Raw genomic sequence first — 19874 nt, 5'->3', positions numbered from 1 at the left:
GCGTGTCTCAGCCGGCGCCTTCATCACCTCGCCGTCCAGGACCATCCCTGGTGGCCACGTACAGGCTCCGGGACTGACTCGTCTAGCTGGTGGCGCCCCAGATGAGGGAGAGGCCGGTGGCGGCGCGTTCGGTGCGGATCTCCATCATGGTGCCGAGGATGGTGGCGTGGTCGGACACCACCGGCGTGGCGTCGAGCGCGTAGGTGATCCGGGTGCTGACGAGCACCGGGCTGCCTTGAGGCTCGTGGAGGTGCCGGGCGGCGGCGGAATCGAGCAAACCGGGCCGGACCACCTCGGACGCCCTGGCGACCGCCACTCCGGCGTCGGCGAGCGCCGTGTAGAGGGAGACAGCGGTGAAGTCGCGGTCGCGGATCTCGTCGGCTACCGGCCGGCGTACCCAGGACACCTGGTGAACGGCGGGACGCCCGGCGAACTCGCGGACCCGTTCCAGACGCAGGGCCGTGTCGCCGGGACGCAGCCGCAACTCCGCGGCGATCGCGGCGGGGGCCCGGCGCACCGCCCGCCCGGCCACCACGGTACGCACGTCATGACCCTGTTGACGCAGATCGTCGACCAGGCTGCGGAGCGAGCCGAGGTGGTAGGCCAGGTGAGGCGGGGCGACGAACGTGCCCCTGCCGGGCTGCTGCACGATCAGCCCATCGCCGCTGAGCTCCCGCAACGCCTGGCGCAGCGTCATGAGGGTCACCCCGTAGGAGGCGCTCAACTCCCGCTGCGGAGGCAGCGCCTCACCGGGGGCGTAGTGGCCCGACCGAATCTTCGCGGCGAGGTCGGCGGCGATGGCGCGGTATCTCGCCTCGTGCCCGGCGTCGGGGGTCATCGTGGTCGGTCACACTCCTGGTCGAGGGCTTGCCGCAGGGTCGCGAGGAAGGCCCGCAGGTCGTCCGGTCCCGCCCCGTCGAGCACCCGCCGCACGACCGCGGCGCCGACCACCACGCCGTCGGCGTGCCGGCCGGCCTCCCGCGCCTGGTCCGGCGTGGAAATGCCAAATCCTAGCAAGACCGGCCGGTCGGTGCCGCGTCTGATCCGCTGCGTGAGCTCCGCCGCCGAAGCGGCCAGGGTGGCCCGCTCACCGGTGGTGCCCATCAGCGACACCGCGTAGACGAATCCGCGGCTGCGGTGCGAGATCTCCTCCAACCGCGGCTGCGGCGTGGCCGGCGACGCCAGCAGGACCAGCTCGATCCCGGCGGCGGCGGCCACATCCGTCAGCTCGCCGGCCTCGTGCACCGGCAGGTCGGGCACGATCAGACCGGTGACGCCGGCGTGGCGCAGCGCCGCGCAGAACGCCTCGGGCCCGTCGTGCAGCACCAGGTTGTAGTAGGTGCTGGCGACCAGTGGCACGCCCAGGTCCGGCAGCCCGGCCAGGTCGGCGAGGATCCGGCGCGTGCTCGCCCCCCGGGCCAGCGCCGTGTCGTTGGCCTCCTGGATGGTGACGCCGTCCAGCGTGGGGTCGGAGAACGGCAGGCCGACCTCGATCGCGTCCGCCCCGGCGGCGACGAACGCCCGCAGGTGATCCGTCCAGCCGGGCGTGATCCCCCCGGTGACGAACGGCATGAGCAGCGCGCGACCGGTGTCCCGGCGGGCACGCAGGTGGCGTTCGACCGCGCCCGCGGTCAGGGTGGGGTTCGTCACACCAGCTCCTTCAGGGTGGAGATGTCCTTGTCGCCCCGGCCGGACAACGTCATCAGGACCGTCGATCCGGCGGGCAGTTCACCGCCGGCCACCGCGCGGATGATCCAGGCGAGGGCGTGCGCCGATTCGAGCGCCGGGACGATGCCCTCGGTGCGCGCCAGCCGTACGGCCGCGCGGACCGCCTCGTCGTCGGTCACCGTGACGTAGCGGGCCCGGCCCAGGTCGCGCAGGTGGGCGTGCTCCGGACCGACACCCGGGTAGTCGAGCCCGGCGGCGATGGAGTGCGCCTCGGTGATCTGCCCGTCGTCGTCCTGCAGGAACAACGAGCGGCAGCCGTGCAGGACGCCGAGCCGGCCGCGGGCCGCCCCGGCGCCGCCCTCCGCCTCGACGCCGACGAAGCGCGCCGAGGTGTCCGCGAATCCGGCGAACGTGCCGGCCGCGTTGGAGCCGCCGCCGACACACGCGACCACATGGTCCGGCACGCCGGTCCGCAGCTCGGCGGCGCACTGCCCGCGGGCCTCGTCGCCGATGACCCGCTGGAACTCCCTGACCATCCACGGGTACGGATCCGGCCCGACGACGGAGCCGAGGCAGTAGTGGGAGTCGCCGGTCGCGCCCACCCAGTGACGCATGGCCTCGCTGGTGGCGTCCTTGAGCGTACGGCTGCCTGTGGTCACCGGCACCACCTCGGCGCCCAGCATGCGCATCCGGAAGACGTTCAACGCCTGCCGCTCGATGTCGCGCTCACCCATGAACACCGTGGCCTCCAGCCCGAGCAGGGCGGCGGCGGTCGCGGTGGCCACCCCGTGCTGGCCCGCCCCCGTCTCGGCGATCAGCCTGCGCCGTCCCATCCGGGTGGCCAGCAGGGCCTGGCCCAGCACATTGTTGATCTTGTGTGATCCGGTGTGGGTGAGGTCCTCGCGCTTGAGGTACAGCTGCACGCCCAGCTCTCCCGACAGCCGCCAGGCCGGTGTGAGCGGGGTCGGCCGCCCGACGTGCACGGCGAGCAGCCGCGCCAGGGCGCCGCGGAAGCCCGGATCCGCCCAGGCCTCCCGGAACGCCTCGTCCACCTCGCGGCACGCCTCCACCAGGGACTCCGGCGCGTACCTTCCGCCGTACTCGCCGAACCGGCCCCGCGGCTGGGGCTCGCCCATCGTCCCGGCCACCGGGACGGGCTCACCCCACGGCAACACGTCTCGCATCCTACGTTCACCTCGTTCTATAACACTTCTGAGAGTTCTATAACAGTCAGTGTGGCATGGACGGCGTGGACACGCCATCCCCGGCTGGAGCGGCCTGGCGGGAGTCGCTGGTCCTGGTGCGGTTGCCGCACGACGCTGCCGGGTCGGCCACGGGGGCAGCGCGGGGCGTCCACGGGCGGGTGCCGGGCGGCGTGCGCCCGGACGAGCCGCTGGTCGCCCACGTGATGCTGCCGGCCGCCGCCCGTGCACGACGCCTGGGGCGGTGGAGCGGTCGGCTGGTGCGCGAACGGGGCGCGGGCCAGGGAGGCTACGAGGCGATACGCGGACGCCGAGCTGTGACCTACGGGAGCGCGCCCTCGCGAGGGTGTGCGGTCGCGATGTCACGGCGCCGGAGTGGTGTGCGGGGTCGCCGCCGAGCTGGAGCATCGGCCGCGGCAGGTGAGGGCGATGCCGGCACGGCCGGGCCCCGGGCCGCCTGGTCAGCAGGCGGCCCGGGGCCCGGGGTCGCGATCAGACGCGGCGGAGCTGGAAGGTCAGGGAGAGATCCTCGTCCTGGTGGGCGGGGAGGCTCTCGATCGTGCCCTCGGTGAGGGTGGCGGCGAGGACTTCCTCGGCCACCACGTTGCCCTCGGTGCGCAACGCCTCCGCGAGTTCGGGCGACGTCGTGGTCCACCACAGGTCGATGCGGTCGCTGATCGACAGGCCGGTCGACTTGCGGGCGTCCTGGACCAGGCGGATGACCTCGCGGAGCAGGCCGGCGCGGCGCAGCTCGTCGGACAGCTCCAGGTCGAGGGCGACCGTCTCGCCCGTGCCCGTGCCGATGGCGCCCGTCTCCACCGCCCAGCCCGAACGCGGCTGCTCGTTGACGATCACCTCGTCGGGGCCGAGCGTGATCTCGCCCAGCTCGTCGGACTCCACCATGACCGTGCTGCCCGAGCGCAGGGTCCTGGCCAGGCGGGTGGGGTCGGCGGCGGCCACCGCGGCGGCCACCAGCTTGGTCTGCGAGCCGAAGCGCTTGCCGAGCGCCCGGAAGTTCGGCTTCACGGTGTACGACACGAGGTCGGCGCTGAAGCCGGACATGTCCTCGAGCGACTGGACGTTCAGCTCGTCGGCCACCAGGCCGCGCAGCTCGTCGGGGAGCGACGGCCAGTCGTGCGCCCCCACGAGGGCGCGGCGCAGCGGCTGGCGGGTCTTCACGCCCGACGAGGCGCGGGCCGAGCGGCCCAGCTCCACCAGGCGGCGGACGAGCGCCATCTGGTCCGACAGGGCCGGGTCGAGCAGGTCCTCGCGCACCTGCGGCCAGGAGGCCAGGTGCACGGAGGAGGGCGCGTCGGCCGGGCGCAGGACGTCCCACAGGTAGTCGGTGAGGAACGGCGTGATGGGCGACAGCAGCCGCAGCGTCGTCTCCAGGCACTCGTACAGGGTCGCGAAGGCGTCCTGGGAGCCCTGCCAGAAGCGGCGGCGCGAGCGGCGGACGTACCAGTTGGACAGGTCGTCGAGGAAGTCGGCCAGGCGGCGGCCGGCGCGCTGGGTGTCGTATTCGTCCAGCGACGCCGTGACCTCGGACACCGTACGGTGCAGCTCGGCCAGCACCCAGCGGTCGAGCAGCGGGCGCTCGGCGACCGGGGTGGCCTGCGCCATCATGGACGGCGACCAGGACTCGGCGCCCGCGTAGAGGGTGAAGAACGACGAGGTGTTCCAGAGCGTCAGCAGGACCTTGCGGACGATCTCCTCGAGGGTGTTGTGCCCCACCCGGCGCGAGGCCCACGGCGAGCCCGAGCAGGCCATGAACCAGCGCAGCGCGTCGGCTCCGTGGCGGTCCATCAGCGGGATCGGCTCCAGGATGTTGCCGAGGTGCTTGCTCATCTTGCGGCCGTCCTCGGCCAGGATGAGGCCGAGACAGAGCACGTTCTCGTAGGAGGACTGGCCGAAGACGAGCGTGCCGACGGCCATCAACGAGTAGAACCAGCCGCGCGTCTGATCGGTGGCCTCGCAGATGAACTGCGCCGGGTAGACGCCCTCGGGCTTGCCGCGCTCGCCCCACTGCGCGAACGGCATGGAACCGGAGTCGTACCAGGCGTCGATGACGTCGGGCACGCGCCGCGCCTCGCCACCGCAGGACGGGCAGGCGAACGTGACGTCGTCGACGTACGGGCGGTGCGGGTCGAGGGCGGAGACGTCTTGACCGGCGAGGGCGCCGAGCTCCTCCAGCGAGCCCACGCACGTGATGTGGGACTCGTCCTCGGCGCACACCCACAGCGGCAGCGGCGTGCCCCAGTAGCGCGAGCGCGACAGCGACCAGTCGACGTTGTTGCGCAGCCACTCGCCGAAGCGGCCCCACTTGATCGTGTCGGGGTACCAGTTGGTGCCGGCGTTCTCGGCCAGCATCTGGTCCTTGACCGCGGTGGTGCGGATGTACCACGACGGGAGCGCGTAGTAGAGCAGCGGGGTGTGGCAGCGCCAGCAGTGGGGGTAGCTGTGCTCGAAGTGGCCGCCGCGGAACAGCAGGCCGCGCGCCCGCAGGTCTTCGGTGAGCTCCTCGTCGGCGTCCTTGAAGAACCGGCCGCCGACCATGGGGACGTCGTCGAGGAAGCGGCCGTCGGGGCCGATCGGGTTGACGACGGGCATGTCGTAGCGCCGGATGACGGCCAGGTCGTCGGCGCCGAAGGCGGGAGCCTGGTGGACCAGGCCGGTGCCGTCCTCGACGGTGACGTAGTCGCCCAGCACGACGTAGTGGGCGCCCGGGATGTCGACGAGGTCGAACGGGCGGGTGTAGGTCGTGCGCTCCAGCTCGCGGCCGGTGTGGCGGGCCACCTCGGTGGCGCCCTCGCCGAGCACCGACAGCAGCGGCTCGGCCACGACCAGCACCTCGCCGTCCGCGGTGCGGGCGGCGACGTAGGTGACGTCGGGGTGCACGGCGACGGCCGTGTTGGAGACCAGCGTCCACGGCGTGGTCGTCCAGATCAGCAGCGAGGCGCCGAGCTCGGCCAGCGGCCCTGACGTCACGGGCATGCGGACGTAGACCGACGGGCTGGAGACGGTCTCGTAGCCGCCGGGCTGACCCAGCTCGTGGTCGGACAGGCCGGTGCCGCAGCGCGGGCAGTAGGGGGTGATCCGGAAGTCGCGGAACAGCAGCCCCTTGTCGAAGACGACCTTCAGCGACCACCACACCGACTCGATGTAGGACGGGTCCATGGTGCGGTAGGCCTGCGACAGGTCGATCCAGTAGCCCATCCGCTCGGTGAGCTGCTCGAACGCGTCGACGTGGCGCAGCACCGACTCGCGGCACTTGGCGTTGAACTCGGCGATGCCGTACGACTCGATGTCCTTCTTGCCGGACAGGCCGAGTTCCTTCTCGACGCCGACCTCGACGGGCAGGCCGTGGCAGTCCCAGCCCGCCTTGCGGGGCACGCTGAAGCCGCGCATCGACTTGTAGCGGGGGAACAGGTCCTTGAACACGCGCGCCTCGACGTGGTGGACGCCGGGCAGGCCGTTGGCCGTGGGCGGGCCCTCGTAGAACACCCAGGCGGGGTTGCCGGAGTTCTGCTCCACGGAACGCTCGAAGATCTTCCCGTCCCGCCAGCGTTCGAGGACCTCGCGCTCGAGCGCGGGCAGGTCGACCTGCGCGGGAAGAGAGCGGAACGTTGGGGACGACATGTCGGGCGTGACCTCCACGCTTGATCGGCCGGCAGGGCTTTTCGCGTGAAGGGACGAAGCCTCGCGGCTCCGCGGTACCACCCTTCTTGACCTCGCGCGGGCGAGGCCCTCTTCATTGGGGCTGCTGCCGGTTCTACTGAGCTCGCGAAAGCCGTTCTTCCGGCGGCTCCGGGGTGATATCCCTCACAGTCGGGCCCCATCAACGCCTTGCAGGCTTAAACCATAACGCAGAGCGGGGCCCGAGGCTTCCACGTTTTCCCCGTGGTTCTCCCAGGTGGGGCGTACGCCGCGCCAAGGGACGACCATCACCACCTCGGTACGGACGGCGTAAACGGCGCAAAGTTGTGGGAATGGACGTCTCTGGGGAGGAGTTGAATCCGCGAGGCGGGATAGTACGGGGGAGGTAAACCGTCCGGCGGGTCGTTTGCCGTTCCGTTATACGGATCCTAAGCTGCCCGCACCATTACGGCCTTGATCAGCATGGAGGCAGCCATGGCGGCAGTCACGCAGACCACCACTCCGTCGATGTGGTCCGACGAGGAGCTGGCCGAGGTACGCGGCAGGCTCCAGCAGGAGATCGACGAACTCGAGGCGGACATCCTCCGCCACGAGACCGAGATAGCCTCTGGAGACGTCACCCAGGGCGCCGGCGACGACCAGGCCGACGCCGGCGCGAAGACGTACGAGCGCGAACGCGAGATCGCCCTTACCCTGAATGCGCGCGATCTCGTCGCGCAGAACGAACGTGCGATCGCCAGGATCGACGCCGGGACCTATGGAGTGTGCGAATCGTGCCACAAGCCGATCGGGAAGGAACGCCTGCAGGCGTTCCCGAGGGCGACGCTGTGCGTGGCCTGCAAGCAGAGGGAGGAACGCCGATAGGATCAGTGCCGCCGGCAGCAACCCCCCGCCGGCGCCTGTTCGCGGTTCTCGTCGTGCTGGCGGCCGTGATCTACGTGGCCGACCTGGTGACCAAGACGGTCGCGCTGCGCACGCTGGAAGGACAGGCGCCCCACGTGGTCATCCCGGACGTCCTGCAGTTCCGGTTGATCTTCAACTCCGGTGCCGCGTTCAGCATCGGCACCGGAATGACCTTCGTCTTCACCCTCATCGCCGCGGGCGTCGTCGTCGCGATCGTGCGCACCGCCCGCAAGCTCGGCAGCAGGGGCTGGGCGTTCGCGCTCGGGCTGCTGCTCGGCGGGGCGCTCGGCAACCTCACCGACCGGCTGCTGCGCTACCCCTCGGGGCTCGGGCGGCCCACGCAGCTCCAGGGGCACGTCGTCGACTTCATCGAGGTGCTGCCCGGGCACTTCCCCGTCATCGACTACTTCCCGGTGTTCAACATCGCCGACTCCGCGATCGTCTGCGGCGGCATCCTGGCGGTCATCCTGGCCTGGCGCAACGTGCAGATCGACGGGTCCAAGGAGGTGGCGAAGGATGAGTGAGCAGCGCAGTCTGCCCGTGCCCGACGGCCTGGAGGGCGAGCGCCTCGACGCCGCGCTGTCGCGGCTGTTCGGCTTCTCCCGTACGCGCGCCGCCGAGCTGATCGTCGCCGGCGAGGTGCTGGTCGACGGCCGGCAGCCGGCCAAGTCGGAGCGGGTGCGCGCCGGCGCCTGGCTCGACGTCACGCTGCCGCCGCCGGTGGCCACGCCCATGCCGGTCGCCGAGCCGGTGCCCGGCATGGCCATCGTGTACGAGGACGACGACATCATCGTGGTCAACAAGCCCATCGGCGTCGCCGCCCACCCGACCGTCGGCTGGACCGGTCCCACCGTGATCGGCGGGCTGCTCGGAGCCGGCCACACCATCGCCACCAGCGGCGCGGCCGAGCGGCAGGGCATCGTGCACCGGCTCGACGCCAACACCACGGGCGCGATGGTGGTGGCCAAGAGCGAGCACGCCTACTCCCACCTCAAGCGCGCCTTCAAGGAACGCACGGTCGACAAGCGCTACCACGCGCTCGTCCAGGGGCATCCCGACCCCTTCCGGGGCACCGTCGACGCGCCCATCGACCGGCACCCGTCGGGCGACGGCCGGTTCGCGGTGGTGTCCGGGGGCAAGCCGTCGGTGACCCACTACGACACGGTCGAGGCGTTCCGGGCGGCGTCCCTGCTCGACATCAAGCTGGAGACCGGGCGCACGCACCAGATCAGGGTGCACATGTCGGCGCTGCGCCACCCCTGCGTCGGCGACCTGCTCTACGGCGCCGACCCCACGCTCGCGGCCCGGCTGGGCGTCACCCGGCAGTGGCTGCACGCGGTCGCGCTCGGGTTCGAGCACCCGGCGACGGGGGAGTGGATGTCGTTCAGCACCGACTATCCGCAGGACCTGCAGAAGGCCCTCGACCTGGTGCGCGACGAGTCCTGAGGCGGCTTGGGCCGTCCCGCCTGCCGGCCCACGGCAGCGCCGTTCGCGCCCCCGGCTCTGCTGTTCGCCGCGCCGGTCCCGCCGCTCGACCCCTCCACCCTGTCGGGTGACTCGCTGGGGGTCTCCGAGGGCTCTTCCTCCTCCTCCTTCTTGTCCTTCTTGCTCTTGGTGGGCTCCGGCTCCCGCGTCCGGCGGTTCTCCCCGTCGTCGTCGTTGCCGCGCCTGTCCGTGCCGCGCTCCCGGGGCTGGGTCGGGGAGGGCTGCGGCGCGTACCGGGTGGGCTCAGCGGACGGCGGGGGCGTGTACGTCCGGATGGTGGCCTGCGGGGACGTCGTCGCCGGGGCGTCGCTGCTCGGGGCGGGTGACGGGGCGGAAGGGGAGGGCGACGACGTGCTCGGCGTGGTCACCACCGCGGGGACCGGGTCGGGCGAGACGTCGGCCGGGCGGTGCGTCAGCCACGCCGCTCCTCCCGTGACGATCGCCACGACGAGCGTGCCCGCCGCGATGGCGGCCATCGGGATCCGGCGGGGCCTGCCAGCCGCGGCACCCGCGGCCGATCCTGCCAGGGCGCCCGCCGCGACCGGGCCGGTCGCCTCCGGGACGCCGCCCGCCACGATCGTGGCCAGCCGCCGCTCGGCCTCCTCCAGCGCCATCCGCTCGTCCGGGTCCTTGCGCAGCAGGCCGTCCAGCACAGGGGCCAGCACGCCCGCGCCGACCGTCGGCTCCGGTTCGGCGTGCATGACCGCGCCCAGCGTGGCCAGGGCGTTGTCGCGCTGGAACGGCGAACGGCCCTCGACGGCCATGTACAGCGTCACGCCCAGCGACCACAGGTCGGAGGCAGGCCTGGCCTGGCCGCCCTCCGCGCGCTCGGGCGCCATGAACGCCGGGGTGCCGATCAGGATGCCCGTCCTGGTGACGGGCGCGTCGTCCTCCGTCGTCGCGATGCCGAAGTCGGTGAGCACGGCCCTGCCGTCCGGCGTTAACAGCACGTTGTCCGGTTTGACGTCCCGGTGCAGCACCCCCGCCGCGTGCGCGGCGCGCAGCGCCTCCAGGATCTGCAGCCCGATGCCCGCGGCCTCGCGCGGCGGCATCGGCCCGTCGTCGCGGATCAGGTCGCCCAGCGTGCGCGAGTGCACGAGCTGCATGACGATCCACGGGTGACCGTCCTCCTCCAGGACGTCGTACACGGTGGCCACGCCGGGGTGCGACACCCGGCCGGCCGCCCGCGCCTCACGGAAGGTCCGTACGGAGAACACCTCGCGCTCGGGGCCGCTCAGATCGGGAGGGGGCAGGACCTCCTTCACCGCCACGTCGCGGCCCAGCACCTCGTCGTGCGCGTGCCAGACCTTGCCCATGCCGCCCTTGCCGATCGTTCTGAGGAGGCGGTAGCGCCCACCGACCAACGCCGCTGAATCGGACATGCACCGGCGACTACCCGAGAAAAATCCGCACAAGCGCCGTCACGGCGGCCGCCGCGGCCAGCACGACGAGGAACGGCGCCCGCAGCAGCAGCGCCACGACCGCCGCCCCGAGGCCGGCCGTCCGGGCCGGGTCGACGCTCAGCCCGCCCTCCTCCGTGAACACCTGCACCGCGATCAGCGCCCCCAGCAACGCCACCGGCACCAGCTCGGCGAAGCGGCGCACCGACGGGTGGTCCAGCACCTGCCGCGGCGCCGCCAGCCCGGCCAGCTTCAGCGCGTAGCAGCCCGCGCAGACCGCCGCGATCGCCCACCACAAGGTCGTCATCGGACCATCACCACCAGCACCGCGACGGCCGACAGCAGCACGGGCACGCCCGGTGGGAAGAACGGGGTGGCGCACAACGCGATCACCGCCGCGGCCGCGGCCAGCCCGCGCAGCTCGGCGCTGCCCGTCAGCCTCGGCCACAGGATGGCCAGGAACGCCGCCGGGCCCACGACGTCCAGCCCCAGCATGGCGGGATCGCCCAGCGACGACGTGCCGAACGCGCCCGCCAGCGTGGTGAGGTTCCAGGTGACGTACAGGGCGGCGAACGTGGTCACGAACCCCGTGCGGGCCGCCTCAGGGGTGGGCTGGGCGAGCGCGACGGCCGTGGTCTCGTCGATGACGCCCTGGGCGGCGAGCAGGCGGCGCGGGCCGCGTACGCGAAGAAGGTCGGCCAGGCGCAGGCCGTACAGGGTGTTGCGGCCGCCGAGGAGCAGCGCGCCGAGGCTTGCGGCCACCAGGTCGCCGCCCGCGCCCACCGCGCCGGTCAGCGCGAACTGGGAGGCTCCCGTGAACGCCAGCAGGCTCAGCACGCACGCCTGCGGCACGGTCAGGCCCGCGGTGACGGCCGCGGCGCCGAAGGCGAGCCCGGACAGCCCCACGGCCAGGCCCACGCCGAGACCGTCCCGCACGGCGGCGGAACGGTGAGTTGTCTGGTCCATGGGGACAGAGGCTAGGTGCTCCTGGAACCGCCGGTCTTGTACGTTCCTGCGGCCCGCTGGTACGCCGCCGGGGGCACGCCCATGACCCGTTTGAAGTGCCGGTTCAGGTGGGCCTGGTCGGTGAAGCCCACTTCGGTGGCCACCCGCGCCGCCGGCATGCCGGTCAGCAGCAGGTGGCGGGCCCGGCGTACCCGCAGCGAGGTGAGGTAGGCGTGCGGCGGCAGGCCCGTCGCCTCCTTGAACGCCCGCAGCAGCGCGAAGGGCCGCGCGCCCACCGCGACCGCCAGCTCGTCCAGCGAGGGCGGGTCGACCAGGCTGTCGTGCAGCAGGTCGATGGCCTCGCGCACGGCCTTCCTGCCTCCCGCGGGCGGCGCCGACGGCGGCCGGGGAGCGGCGTGGCGGGTCAGCAGGCGGGCGAACAGCGTACGGCTCAGCGTCGAGGCGGCCAGCGCGTCGCCGCGCTCGGCCGCCCGGTGCGCGCGGGCCAGCAGCGCCGCCACGTGGTCGTCGCGCACCACCTGCGAGGGGAAGTGCGGCGTGCCGTACGGCCCGCCCAGCTCGGCGGCGACCCCGGCCAGCAGGTCGATGGACGGATAGAGCATGCGGTACGACCACCCGCCTGGCACGCCCGCCTGGCCGGTGTGCGCGGTGTCGGGGTTGACCAGCACCACCTCGCCCGCCCCCGCCCGGTGCAGGGTGCCGCTGTAGTGGAACTCCTCCACGCCCTCGACGATCAGGCCGATGGCGTAGCCGTCATGGGCGTGCCGGGAGAAGCGGTGGGTGACGTAGCGGGCCTTGAGCAGGTCGGTCTCCGGCACCGCCGGGTGCCGCCAGAAGCGCGCCTGCTCCTTCACGGCACCTCCTCACTGCGGTCTGAACGTCTTCGTGAACGTCTCGAAGTAGTGTCTGTCCTGCTTCCACCGGGACTGCGGGGTCTCCCAGTAGATCGCGTACGGGCGGCCGTCGGGGGTGTGGAAGCCGCGGTTGATCACGTGGATCAGCACCCCCTCACGCAGCCGGGTGAACTCCCAGTCTGCCGCCCGCACGCCGAGGTAGTCGGTGGGGGTGATGCCAAGCCGGGTGTACTGCCGGAACTCGCCTTTCGCCCGGATCTCGCGTTCGAGGCCGATCCAGTGGCGTACCGGGTCCTGCCAGGGGATGTCAGGGACGGTCCACTCCACGAGGAGCGTTCCCGGGGTGCCGGGGCCTTGGAGCGAGACGCTGTCCCTGGCGGGGTTCTTCTTCGCCCGCCAGCCCTTGGGGACGGCGAGGCGGAAGCGGCCGGCCGTGTTCGCGTACGGCCGCCAGCCCTCGGGCACCACGGCGCCGCTCGGCTCCTGGGTGGGGGCCGGTCCGGGGGTCGTGGGGCCGTTGCTCGCCGGGGTGGTGTCGGTGGGGCCGGCGCTCACCGTGTCCGTGGGGCCGGCGCTCACCGTGGTCGTGTCCGTGGGGTCGCCGCTCGCGGTGGACGTCGTACGGCGTTCGGACAGCAGCACGCCCGCCGTGCCGACCGCCGCCGCGACGGCCAGCACGGCCGGTAAGCCGATCCACAGCGCCTTCGCGCGCCGCCGCCCGGTCACCGTCACGGCCCCTGCGGAAGGCGTCTCCACGCCCGGCGGGCCGCCGCCCCGGAAGGCTACGGGCGGTTCATCGCCGGGGAACGTGTCCTGCGGGGTCCGGCCGTGACCGGGGAAGGTCCCGGGGACGGACCGGTCGTCGCGGGGCTCGGGGACAAGCCGATCGCCGGGAGACGGGCGGGGGGACGCCGCGGGGCCGGGGGAGGAGGCGATCTCGCGCAGGAGGCGTGCGGCCTGGTCGGCGGGCATGCGGCCGGCCGGGCTCCGGTGCAGCAGGCCCATGATGACCGGCGTGAGCGCGCCCGCGTGAACCGGCGGCCGCGGCTCGTCGCGCAGCACCGCCGCCACCGTCGCCGCCCACGAGTCGCCCTTGTACGGCGGCCGCCCCTCGACCGCCGTGTACAGCGTGGCGCCCAGGGACCACAGGTCGGACTCGGGCCGGGCCGGCTCGCCGTTCAGCCGCTCGGGCGGCATGTACGCCGGCGTGCCCACCAGCCCGCCCGTCGCCGTCAGCCCGGTTTCGGTCTCCATGGAGGCGATGCCGAAATCGGTCAGCACGACCCGCCCGTCGTCGGCCAGCAGGACGTTCTCCGGCTTGACGTCGCGGTGCAGCACCCCGGTCGCGTGCGCGGCCCGCAGCGCGTCGAGCACCCGGTCGCCGATCACCGCGACCTGGCCGGCCCGCAGCGGCCCGCTCTCGCGGACCACCTGCGCCAGCGAGCGGGACCGGACGAGCTGCATGACGATCCACGGACGGCCGTCCTCCTCGACGACGTCGTGGACCACCACCACCGAGGGGTGGTCGAGGCGGCCCGCCGCCCTGGCCTCCCTGATCGTCCTGCGGTTGAGCTCCGCCCGCCGGGCCTCGTCGACGCCGGTGTAGCGGACCTCCTTGATCGCCACCGTACGGTCGAGCACCTCGTCGTAGGCCCGCCAGACCACCCCCATGCCGCCCTCGCCGATCGGCTCGATCAGTCGATAGCGGCCGCTGACCCGCTTGTCCACGCGTGGAAGCCTACTTCGCGGGCACGAACGTGTCGCAGAAGCCCTCGAAGAAGGGGTAGTCGTCCTTCCAGTGGCTGTTGAGGGTGTGCCAGTAGATCGCGTACGCCCGTCCGTTCTCCGTGATGAAACCGCGGTTGCGCACCCGCGTCTTGCCGGTGTTCGTGACCCAGGTGAAGTCCCAGTCGGCGGCGGCCTTCTGGTAGTCGACCCGCTTGATGTCGAGCTTCTTGTAGCCGCCGAAGTTGTTCTTCAGGTACGGCTCCTGCCGCTGCCAGTCCTTGTACGGGTCCTTGCCCGGCTTGGCCGCCTCCTCGATCATCACGTACGCGTTCGACGCCGCCCCCGGGCCCTTGAACTTGACCTGCCGGCCGCTGCGCGTCCAGACGTCCCAGCCCTTGGGCAGGCCGATGGAGAAGCCCATCTTCTTGTCCTTGTACATCTTCCAGCCGGCCGGGAGCGGGTCCTTCGTCTCCTCAGGTGTCGGGCTCGGGCTGGGGCTGGCCGTCGCGCTGGGGCTCGACGACGGACTCGACGACGGGCTCGGTGACGTGCTGGGCGACGCGCTCGGAGAGGGGGACGAGGGCGACTGCGGCGAGGACGCGCTCGGCGAGCCCTGCGACAGCGTGGTGTCCGAGCTCCCGGCGCCGATCGGCCCCGAGTCGTCGCCGGGCGCCGAGTTCAGGCCGAGATAGCCGCCCACACCGGCGACCAGCACGACCGCCAGCGCCGCGGCGGCGATCATCCCGGCCCGCCGCGGCTCGCCGCGTGAGCTGCCCACCGTGGGCTCGGAGGGGGGAGGAGGCTCCACCGTCACCGAGGGGATGCGTGCGCCGGTCTCCGGCGGCGCGGCGGGCACGGCGAGGTCGGGGTCGGTCGGCGTCTCGTCCACCGCGGGGGCGTACGGGCGCCTGGCCTTCGCCGGGCGTTTCGGCTTGGTCGGCTGCGTGGGCACGCGCAGCTCCTGCACGGGCGCGAACTGCGCGGTCGGCGCCGGGCTCGTCTCCGCGAGGGCCTTGCGCAGCAGCCGCTGCGCCTCCTCGTACGTCAGCCGCTGCACCGGCTCCTTGATCAGCAGCCCGCTGATCACCTCGGTGAGCGGGCCCGCGTGCCGCATGGGGTCGGGCTCGTCGGTGAGCACGGCGTGCATGGTGGCCAGCGCCATGCCCCGCTCGTGCGGGGAGCGGCCCTCCACGGCCGTGTAGAGGGTCGCGCCCAGCGACCACAGGTCGGATTCGCGCCGCGCCGGCAGCCCCTTGAGCCGCTCGGGGGCGATGAACGCGGGCGTGCCCGCCAGGCCCGTCACGGTGAGCTGCGTCTCCGTCTCCAGCGTGGCGATGCCGAAGTCGGTGAGCACGACGCGGCCGTCGTCGGCCAGCAGCACGTTCTCGGGTTTGACGTCACGGTGCAGCACGCCGGCCTCGTGGGCGCGGTGCAGCGCGTCCAGCATGGCCAGGCCGATCTCGGCCACCCGCTTGGGCGGCAGCGGCCCGTCCTGCTTGATCACGGCGCCCAGCGACTGCGACTGGACGAGCTGCATGACGATCCAGGGCCGGTCGTCCTCCTCGATCACGTCGTGCACGACGATCACGTTGGGATGCTCGAACCTCGCCGCCGCCCTCGCCTCGCGCATCGTGCGCCGGTTCAGCAGCTGCACCTCCTCGCCCAGGGCGGCGGCGTACCTGACCTCCTTGACCGCGACCGTGCGGTCCAGGAGCTCGTCGTGGGCACGCCACACGATGCCCATTCCGCCCCTGCCGATGGGTTCCTGCAGCTGGTAGCGGCCGGCGATGCGGCGTCCCTCCTGCTTTCGATCCGACATCAACGGCCTCAAACCCTCCTCTAGGCCAAGAAATACTCCCATAGCGAGGGATCAACGGCGACTCGCCTGGAGGGCACTACGCCCTGGGCATGTACTGCCCAGCAGGTCGAGCGGTAGGTGTAGAGTTTCCGACATGACTTGTCGTCGCTACGCGTTTATCGAGCCGGCTCCGGGAGAGCCGGTCGTCCGCTAGCGACCACCTGGAGTCGGCACGAGGCAGAGACACCCGTCTCTGCCTTTTTTCGTTGGTGCCGCCGGCTCCGGAGGCCGGCCGAGTGGGGAGTGTCGGGATGTCATCGACTGGGGAACGGCACGCGGTCGCGCTGGGCGGGCTGCTGGTGGGCGACGGGCCCGCGGTGGTGATCGGCGGGCGGGTGAGCCTGCGCGGGGGCGGGCGGGCCGACGCGTACGCGGTGCTGCGGGAGCGGCGCGGGCCGGCGCTGCTCGCGGAGCCGGCGTCGGCGGCCGATCTGCCGGCGATCGCCGAGCTCGCGGACGCGGTGGTGGTGGGCGCGTCGTGGACGCGCGACATCCCGCTGGTGCGGGCGGCCGCCGCGCTGGGGCTGCCGGTCGTGGTGGAGCGGCGGGCCTCGGCGTCCCTGGAGGAGTGGCTGGGCCTGGCCGGCTACTGCGCCGCCGAGGGCGACGGGCGGGTGATCCTCTGCGAAGGGGGCCGGCCCGATCTGGCGCTCATGCGGGCGGCGCGGGCCGCCACGGGGCGTCCCGTGCTGGTGGACGTCTCCGCCGACCCGGGCCTGTCGGCCGCCGCCGTCGCCGCGGGCGCCGACGGGCTGATCGTCTCCGCACCGCCGGTCCCCTCCGGCGCGCCGCGGGGGACGTACGGCTCGGAGACGTCGCAGAACACCTACGGCGTTCACGCGGGGGCGTCGCGGGGGAACGGCCGCGGCCGTCCCGAGGTGCTGCGGGGAGACAGCGCCGGGCGTTCCCAGGCATTGCAGGGGAACGGCGCCGGCCGCTCCGAGGCGTCGCAGGGACACGGTGCGGGACACGCTGTGGGACACGGTGTGGCGCTCAAGGAGCGTGACGCGGGTGCCGCGGCCCGTGAGATCAGCGCCGCCCTGGCCGTGCGTCCCCACGCGCCCCTGCCATCCGCGGAGGCTTCGGGCTTCCCGGACGGTGAGGGCGCCCCGCGCGGCGCGGACGACGGCGTGCCGGGGCAGGCGGGTGCGGGCCTGCCGGCGGCTGCCGGCCTGCGGGCGGCAGAGGAGGCGGTGACCGTGGTCGGCGCGCTGCTCCGCGACGAGTCGCCCACCACGCTCCCCGAGTGCAGGCAGGCGATCGACCGGGTGGACGCCGCCCTCGCCACCCTGCTCGAACGCCGCGCGGCCCTGGCGGGCATCGTGCAGCGGATCAAGCCCGTGGGCGGTTTCGCGGGCCGCGACCTGGCCCGCGAACGCGCCGTCGTCGCCCGGATGGCCCGGCGCGCCCCGACCTTGGGCGAGACCCGCCTCGCGCCCATCATGAACGCCGTCATCGAGGCCGGCCTCCACCTCGCCGAGGAACGCGGCGCCGACCGGCCGCCCGCGTGACCCGGCGGTCAGGGGGTGGTCACGTGGTAGTTGTTCATGGGCCGGCCCGGGCCCTGGGCGATCTGGCGGGTGATCAGCTCGGCGAAGCGGCGGTACCCGTCGCCCGTCGGGTGATAGCTCCGGGCGTTGACCGTCATCTCCTCCATGTCCATGGTCAACCCGTTCAGGTACGGCTGCGGCCGCCCCACCTCGTGCCCGGTGAACGCCTCGTAGGCGTCGATGTACTCGGCGCTGCCCGGCCCGCCGAACGCGGCGATCGTCCGGTCGAACTCGGCCACCACCGCCTTCACGGCGTCGTTGAGCCGCCGCGTCACGGTGTTCAGCCACCGCTGGTCGGCCACGCTCAGGTTGTCGACGGTCTCCGTCGGCTGCGCGGGGAACGGCCGCGGGTAGCCGAGGACGATCACGCGGGCGTTCGGCGCGCGTACCCGCAGCTCCTTCAGGACGGTCATCATGTTCGCCTGCAGCTCGCCGATGCGGCGGCCGACGGCGGCCTCCTGGTCGACGCAGGCCGACGACCACGGCAGCTTCACGATGCAGCCGGTGAGCACCTCGGTGAAACCGGCGTCGTTGCCGCCGATGCTGAGCGTCACCAGGCCGGCCCCGGCGTCGACGCGGGTGATCTGGGGCGGATGGCCCCACTGGCCGGTCAGCAGCTGACGGCTGGTGGCGCCGCTGCAGGCGTAGAAGGCGGTGCCGCGGGCGAACCGGTACGTCCGCGCGACCAGCGGGGCGTACGATCCCGGCGACCGGTGGCAGCGGTCGGCCCCGTCGTTGACCGGCGGCTGGTCGCTGTCGTAGACGCCCTCGCCCGAGGAGTAGGAGTCGCCGAGCGCGACGTACCGGCCGCCCTGCGCCACCTGTACGGGCGTCAGCCGGGTCACCTGCGGCAACCGGCCGCGCGGCTCCTCGGTGGTGGGGCAGCCCGCGTCGAGCAGGGCGCAGGCGAGCTTCGGGAACACCCCGAGGGGCAGGCAGGCCAGCGCGAGCGCGACGCCGAGCGCGGCCGCCGCCGAGATCCGGACGATCTTCCGCCGAGCCTCGTCCAGCGTGACCTCCCCGACCTGTGGCTCCTTCCTTGCGCCCACGAGACTACCCAAGCCGGTGATCGGTGCGGGGCTGTCGCGGCGGCTACGATTCGGCGCGGAACTCCGCGGGCGGCCCGGCGGGAGGGCCGCCGGACGGCCCGGCGGGCGGCCCCGCGGGAGGCTCACCACCCGCGGCCGGCCGCCGGCGGCCGACCACCTTCCAGCCCACCGCGATCCCCACGACCAGGGCCGGGATGAGGAAGAACGCCACCCGCTGGTCCTCGTCGGCGAACGGCATCAGCAGCACCACCAGCGCCAGGAACGCGAGCGTCAGCCAGTTGGTGTAGGGCGAGCCGGGCATCGGGAACGCCGAGCGGTGACCCGCGCCGCGCAGCCGCGTCTGGCAGTAGACCAGCACCCCCCACGTCGTGATCACGCCCAGCGAGGCGCAGGCCGTGGCGATGTTGAAGGCCCGGGCGGGCAGGAAGTAGAACAGCGCCACCCCGCCGAGCAGCATGCTCGCGGTGAACAGGATGCCGCCGATCGGCACGTGCCGGGAGCTCAGCGTGCCGGTGAAGCCGGGGGCCTCCCGTTTCATCGCCATGGAGCGCAGGATGCGGCCGGTGGCGTACAGGCCGGAGTTGCACGACGACATCGCCGCGGTGATGACCACGAGGTTCATCGCGTCGGCCGCCCACGGCACCCCGAGGCCGGAGAAGAACGTCACGAACGGCGACTCGCCCGCCCGGTAGACCGTCCACGGCAGCACCATGCCGAGCAGCAGCACCGAGCCCACGTAGAAGATCGCGATGCGCCACACCACGCCGTTGATGGCCCGCGGCATGATCTCGCGCGGCCGCGCCGTCTCGCCGGCCGCGATGCCGACCAGCTCGATCGAGGCGTACGCGAACACCACCGACTGCAGACTCATCAGCACCAGCGGGAAGCCGGTCGGGAAGAAGCCGCCGTGGGCCACCAGGTTGGCCGGGCTCGCCTGCCCGACGGTGAACACCACCAGCACCACGGCCACGACCAGGAACACCGTGATGGCCAGCACCTTCAGCAGCGCGAACCAGAACTCCAGCTCGCCGAACAGCCGCACCGACAGCAGGTTGACCACCATGACGAACCCCAGCGCGATCAGCGCCGTGAGCCACTGGGGGAAGGCCGGCGCCCAGTAGTGGATGTAGGTCGCGATCGCGGTCAGCTCGGCGATGCCGGTGAACGCCCAGTTGACCCAGTACATCCAGCCGCTGGCGAAGGCGGCCCACGGGCCGATGAACTCGTTGGCGTACTCGACGAACGAGCCCGACACCGGCCGGTAGAGCACCAGCTCGCCGAGGGCCCGCATGACGAAGAAGGCGGCCACCCCGGCGGCGGCGTAGGACAGCACGAGAGCCGGCCCCGCGGCGGCCAACCGGCCGCCGGCGCCGAGAAACAGGCCCACGCCGATGGCCCCGCCGATGGCGATCATCTGGACCTGGCGGTTGCCGAGTGCGTGCGTGTATCCCTCGTCGGTCTGTGTGCGCACAGCGTGTCTCCTCGCATACGGACGGTGACCTGAGGATATCGGCGCCGCCGAGCGCGCTCGCGACCGCCGCACCGCCCGGTCGT

The 19874-nt window shown here is 72.8% G+C and carries 16 protein-coding genes; 4 read left to right on the top strand and 12 right to left on the bottom strand.

The features are described 5' to 3' along the window. Positions 1-82: 82 nt before the first annotated feature. The 4 genes from ACIBP6_RS17515 to ileS form a co-directional block, all read right to left on the bottom strand. Positions 83-838, bottom strand: a complete 756-nt coding sequence (locus ACIBP6_RS17515) for a GntR family transcriptional regulator (RefSeq protein WP_397053222.1) — start codon at positions 836-838, stop codon at positions 83-85. Then, positions 835-1650: a tryptophan synthase subunit alpha gene (gene trpA / locus ACIBP6_RS17510; protein WP_397053220.1), complete on the bottom strand. Its 816-nt coding sequence runs from the start codon at positions 1648-1650 to the stop codon at positions 835-837. Before trpA ends, ACIBP6_RS17515 begins: the two co-directional genes overlap by 4 nt. Then, positions 1647-2852, bottom strand: a complete 1206-nt coding sequence (gene trpB / locus ACIBP6_RS17505; RefSeq protein WP_397053218.1) for a tryptophan synthase subunit beta — start codon at positions 2850-2852, stop codon at positions 1647-1649. Before trpB ends, trpA begins: the two co-directional genes overlap by 4 nt. A gap of 510 nt (positions 2853-3362) precedes the next feature. After that, positions 3363-6509, bottom strand: a complete 3147-nt coding sequence (gene ileS / locus ACIBP6_RS17500) for an isoleucine--tRNA ligase (RefSeq protein ID WP_397053216.1) — start codon at positions 6507-6509, stop codon at positions 3363-3365. Between the two features lie 471 nt (positions 6510-6980). Between ileS and ACIBP6_RS17495 the strand changes: the two genes are divergently transcribed. The 3 genes from ACIBP6_RS17495 to ACIBP6_RS17485 are packed head-to-tail and all read left to right on the top strand — an operon-like array spanning position 6981 to position 8876. Continuing rightward, positions 6981-7391, top strand: coding sequence for a TraR/DksA family transcriptional regulator (locus tag ACIBP6_RS17495; protein ID WP_397053214.1), 411 nt, complete (start codon positions 6981-6983; stop codon positions 7389-7391). Between the two features lie 5 nt (positions 7392-7396). Continuing rightward, positions 7397-7954, top strand: a complete 558-nt coding sequence (locus tag ACIBP6_RS17490; RefSeq protein WP_397053212.1) for a signal peptidase II — start codon at positions 7397-7399, stop codon at positions 7952-7954. Next, entirely contained in the window at positions 7947-8876 is a 930-nt protein-coding gene (locus ACIBP6_RS17485) for an RluA family pseudouridine synthase (RefSeq protein ID WP_397053211.1), read from the top strand. The genes ACIBP6_RS17490 and ACIBP6_RS17485 overlap by 8 nt, the downstream gene beginning before the upstream one ends. Here ACIBP6_RS17485 and ACIBP6_RS17480 read toward each other — a convergent pair. Genes ACIBP6_RS17480 through ACIBP6_RS17455 form a run of 6 tightly spaced genes read right to left on the bottom strand, consistent with a single transcriptional unit; the run spans position 8825 to position 15682 of the window. Next, positions 8825-10297, bottom strand: a complete 1473-nt coding sequence (locus ACIBP6_RS17480) for a serine/threonine-protein kinase (RefSeq protein ID WP_397053209.1) — start codon at positions 10295-10297, stop codon at positions 8825-8827. The two genes, ACIBP6_RS17485 and ACIBP6_RS17480, sit on opposite strands and share 52 nt — an antisense overlap. 10 nt (positions 10298-10307) lie before the next feature. Continuing rightward, complete coding sequence (locus tag ACIBP6_RS17475; RefSeq protein WP_132623722.1) at positions 10308-10622, bottom strand: AzlD domain-containing protein; 315 nt, start codon at positions 10620-10622, stop codon at positions 10308-10310. Next, complete coding sequence (locus tag ACIBP6_RS17470) at positions 10619-11281, bottom strand: AzlC family ABC transporter permease (RefSeq protein WP_397053207.1); 663 nt, start codon at positions 11279-11281, stop codon at positions 10619-10621. The genes ACIBP6_RS17475 and ACIBP6_RS17470 overlap by 4 nt, the downstream gene beginning before the upstream one ends. 11 nt (positions 11282-11292) lie before the next feature. Further along, complete coding sequence (locus ACIBP6_RS17465) at positions 11293-12135, bottom strand: AraC family transcriptional regulator (protein WP_397053205.1); 843 nt, start codon at positions 12133-12135, stop codon at positions 11293-11295. Between the two features lie 9 nt (positions 12136-12144). Then, entirely contained in the window at positions 12145-13863 is a 1719-nt protein-coding gene (locus ACIBP6_RS17460; protein WP_397053203.1) for a serine/threonine-protein kinase, read from the bottom strand. A 10-nt stretch (positions 13864-13873) separates the two neighbouring features. After that, positions 13874-15682 (bottom strand): serine/threonine-protein kinase, encoded by a 1809-nt coding sequence (locus ACIBP6_RS17455; protein ID WP_397053201.1) that lies wholly within the window; start codon positions 15680-15682, stop codon positions 13874-13876. Between the two features lie 290 nt (positions 15683-15972). Between ACIBP6_RS17455 and ACIBP6_RS17450 the strand changes: the two genes are divergently transcribed. Continuing rightward, the gene (locus tag ACIBP6_RS17450) at positions 15973-17232 is read left to right on the top strand and encodes a chorismate mutase (protein WP_397053199.1); all 1260 of its coding nucleotides are present in this window, start codon (positions 15973-15975) and stop codon (positions 17230-17232) included. A gap of 8 nt (positions 17233-17240) precedes the next feature. Here the strand turns inward: ACIBP6_RS17450 and ACIBP6_RS17445 are convergent, their stop codons facing one another. Next, the gene (locus tag ACIBP6_RS17445; protein ID WP_397053197.1) at positions 17241-18320 is read right to left on the bottom strand and encodes an SGNH/GDSL hydrolase family protein; all 1080 of its coding nucleotides are present in this window, start codon (positions 18318-18320) and stop codon (positions 17241-17243) included. A 43-nt stretch (positions 18321-18363) separates the two neighbouring features. Next, the gene (locus ACIBP6_RS17440; protein ID WP_397053195.1) at positions 18364-19791 is read right to left on the bottom strand and encodes an amino acid permease; all 1428 of its coding nucleotides are present in this window, start codon (positions 19789-19791) and stop codon (positions 18364-18366) included. Positions 19792-19874: the final 83 nt, after the last annotated feature.

The sequence above is a fragment of the Nonomuraea terrae genome (assembly GCF_044465245.1).
GTDB classification, from domain to species: Bacteria; Actinomycetota; Actinomycetes; order Streptosporangiales; family Streptosporangiaceae; genus Nonomuraea; species Nonomuraea terrae.
This window is presented reverse-complemented; position numbering and strand designations above follow the sequence as displayed.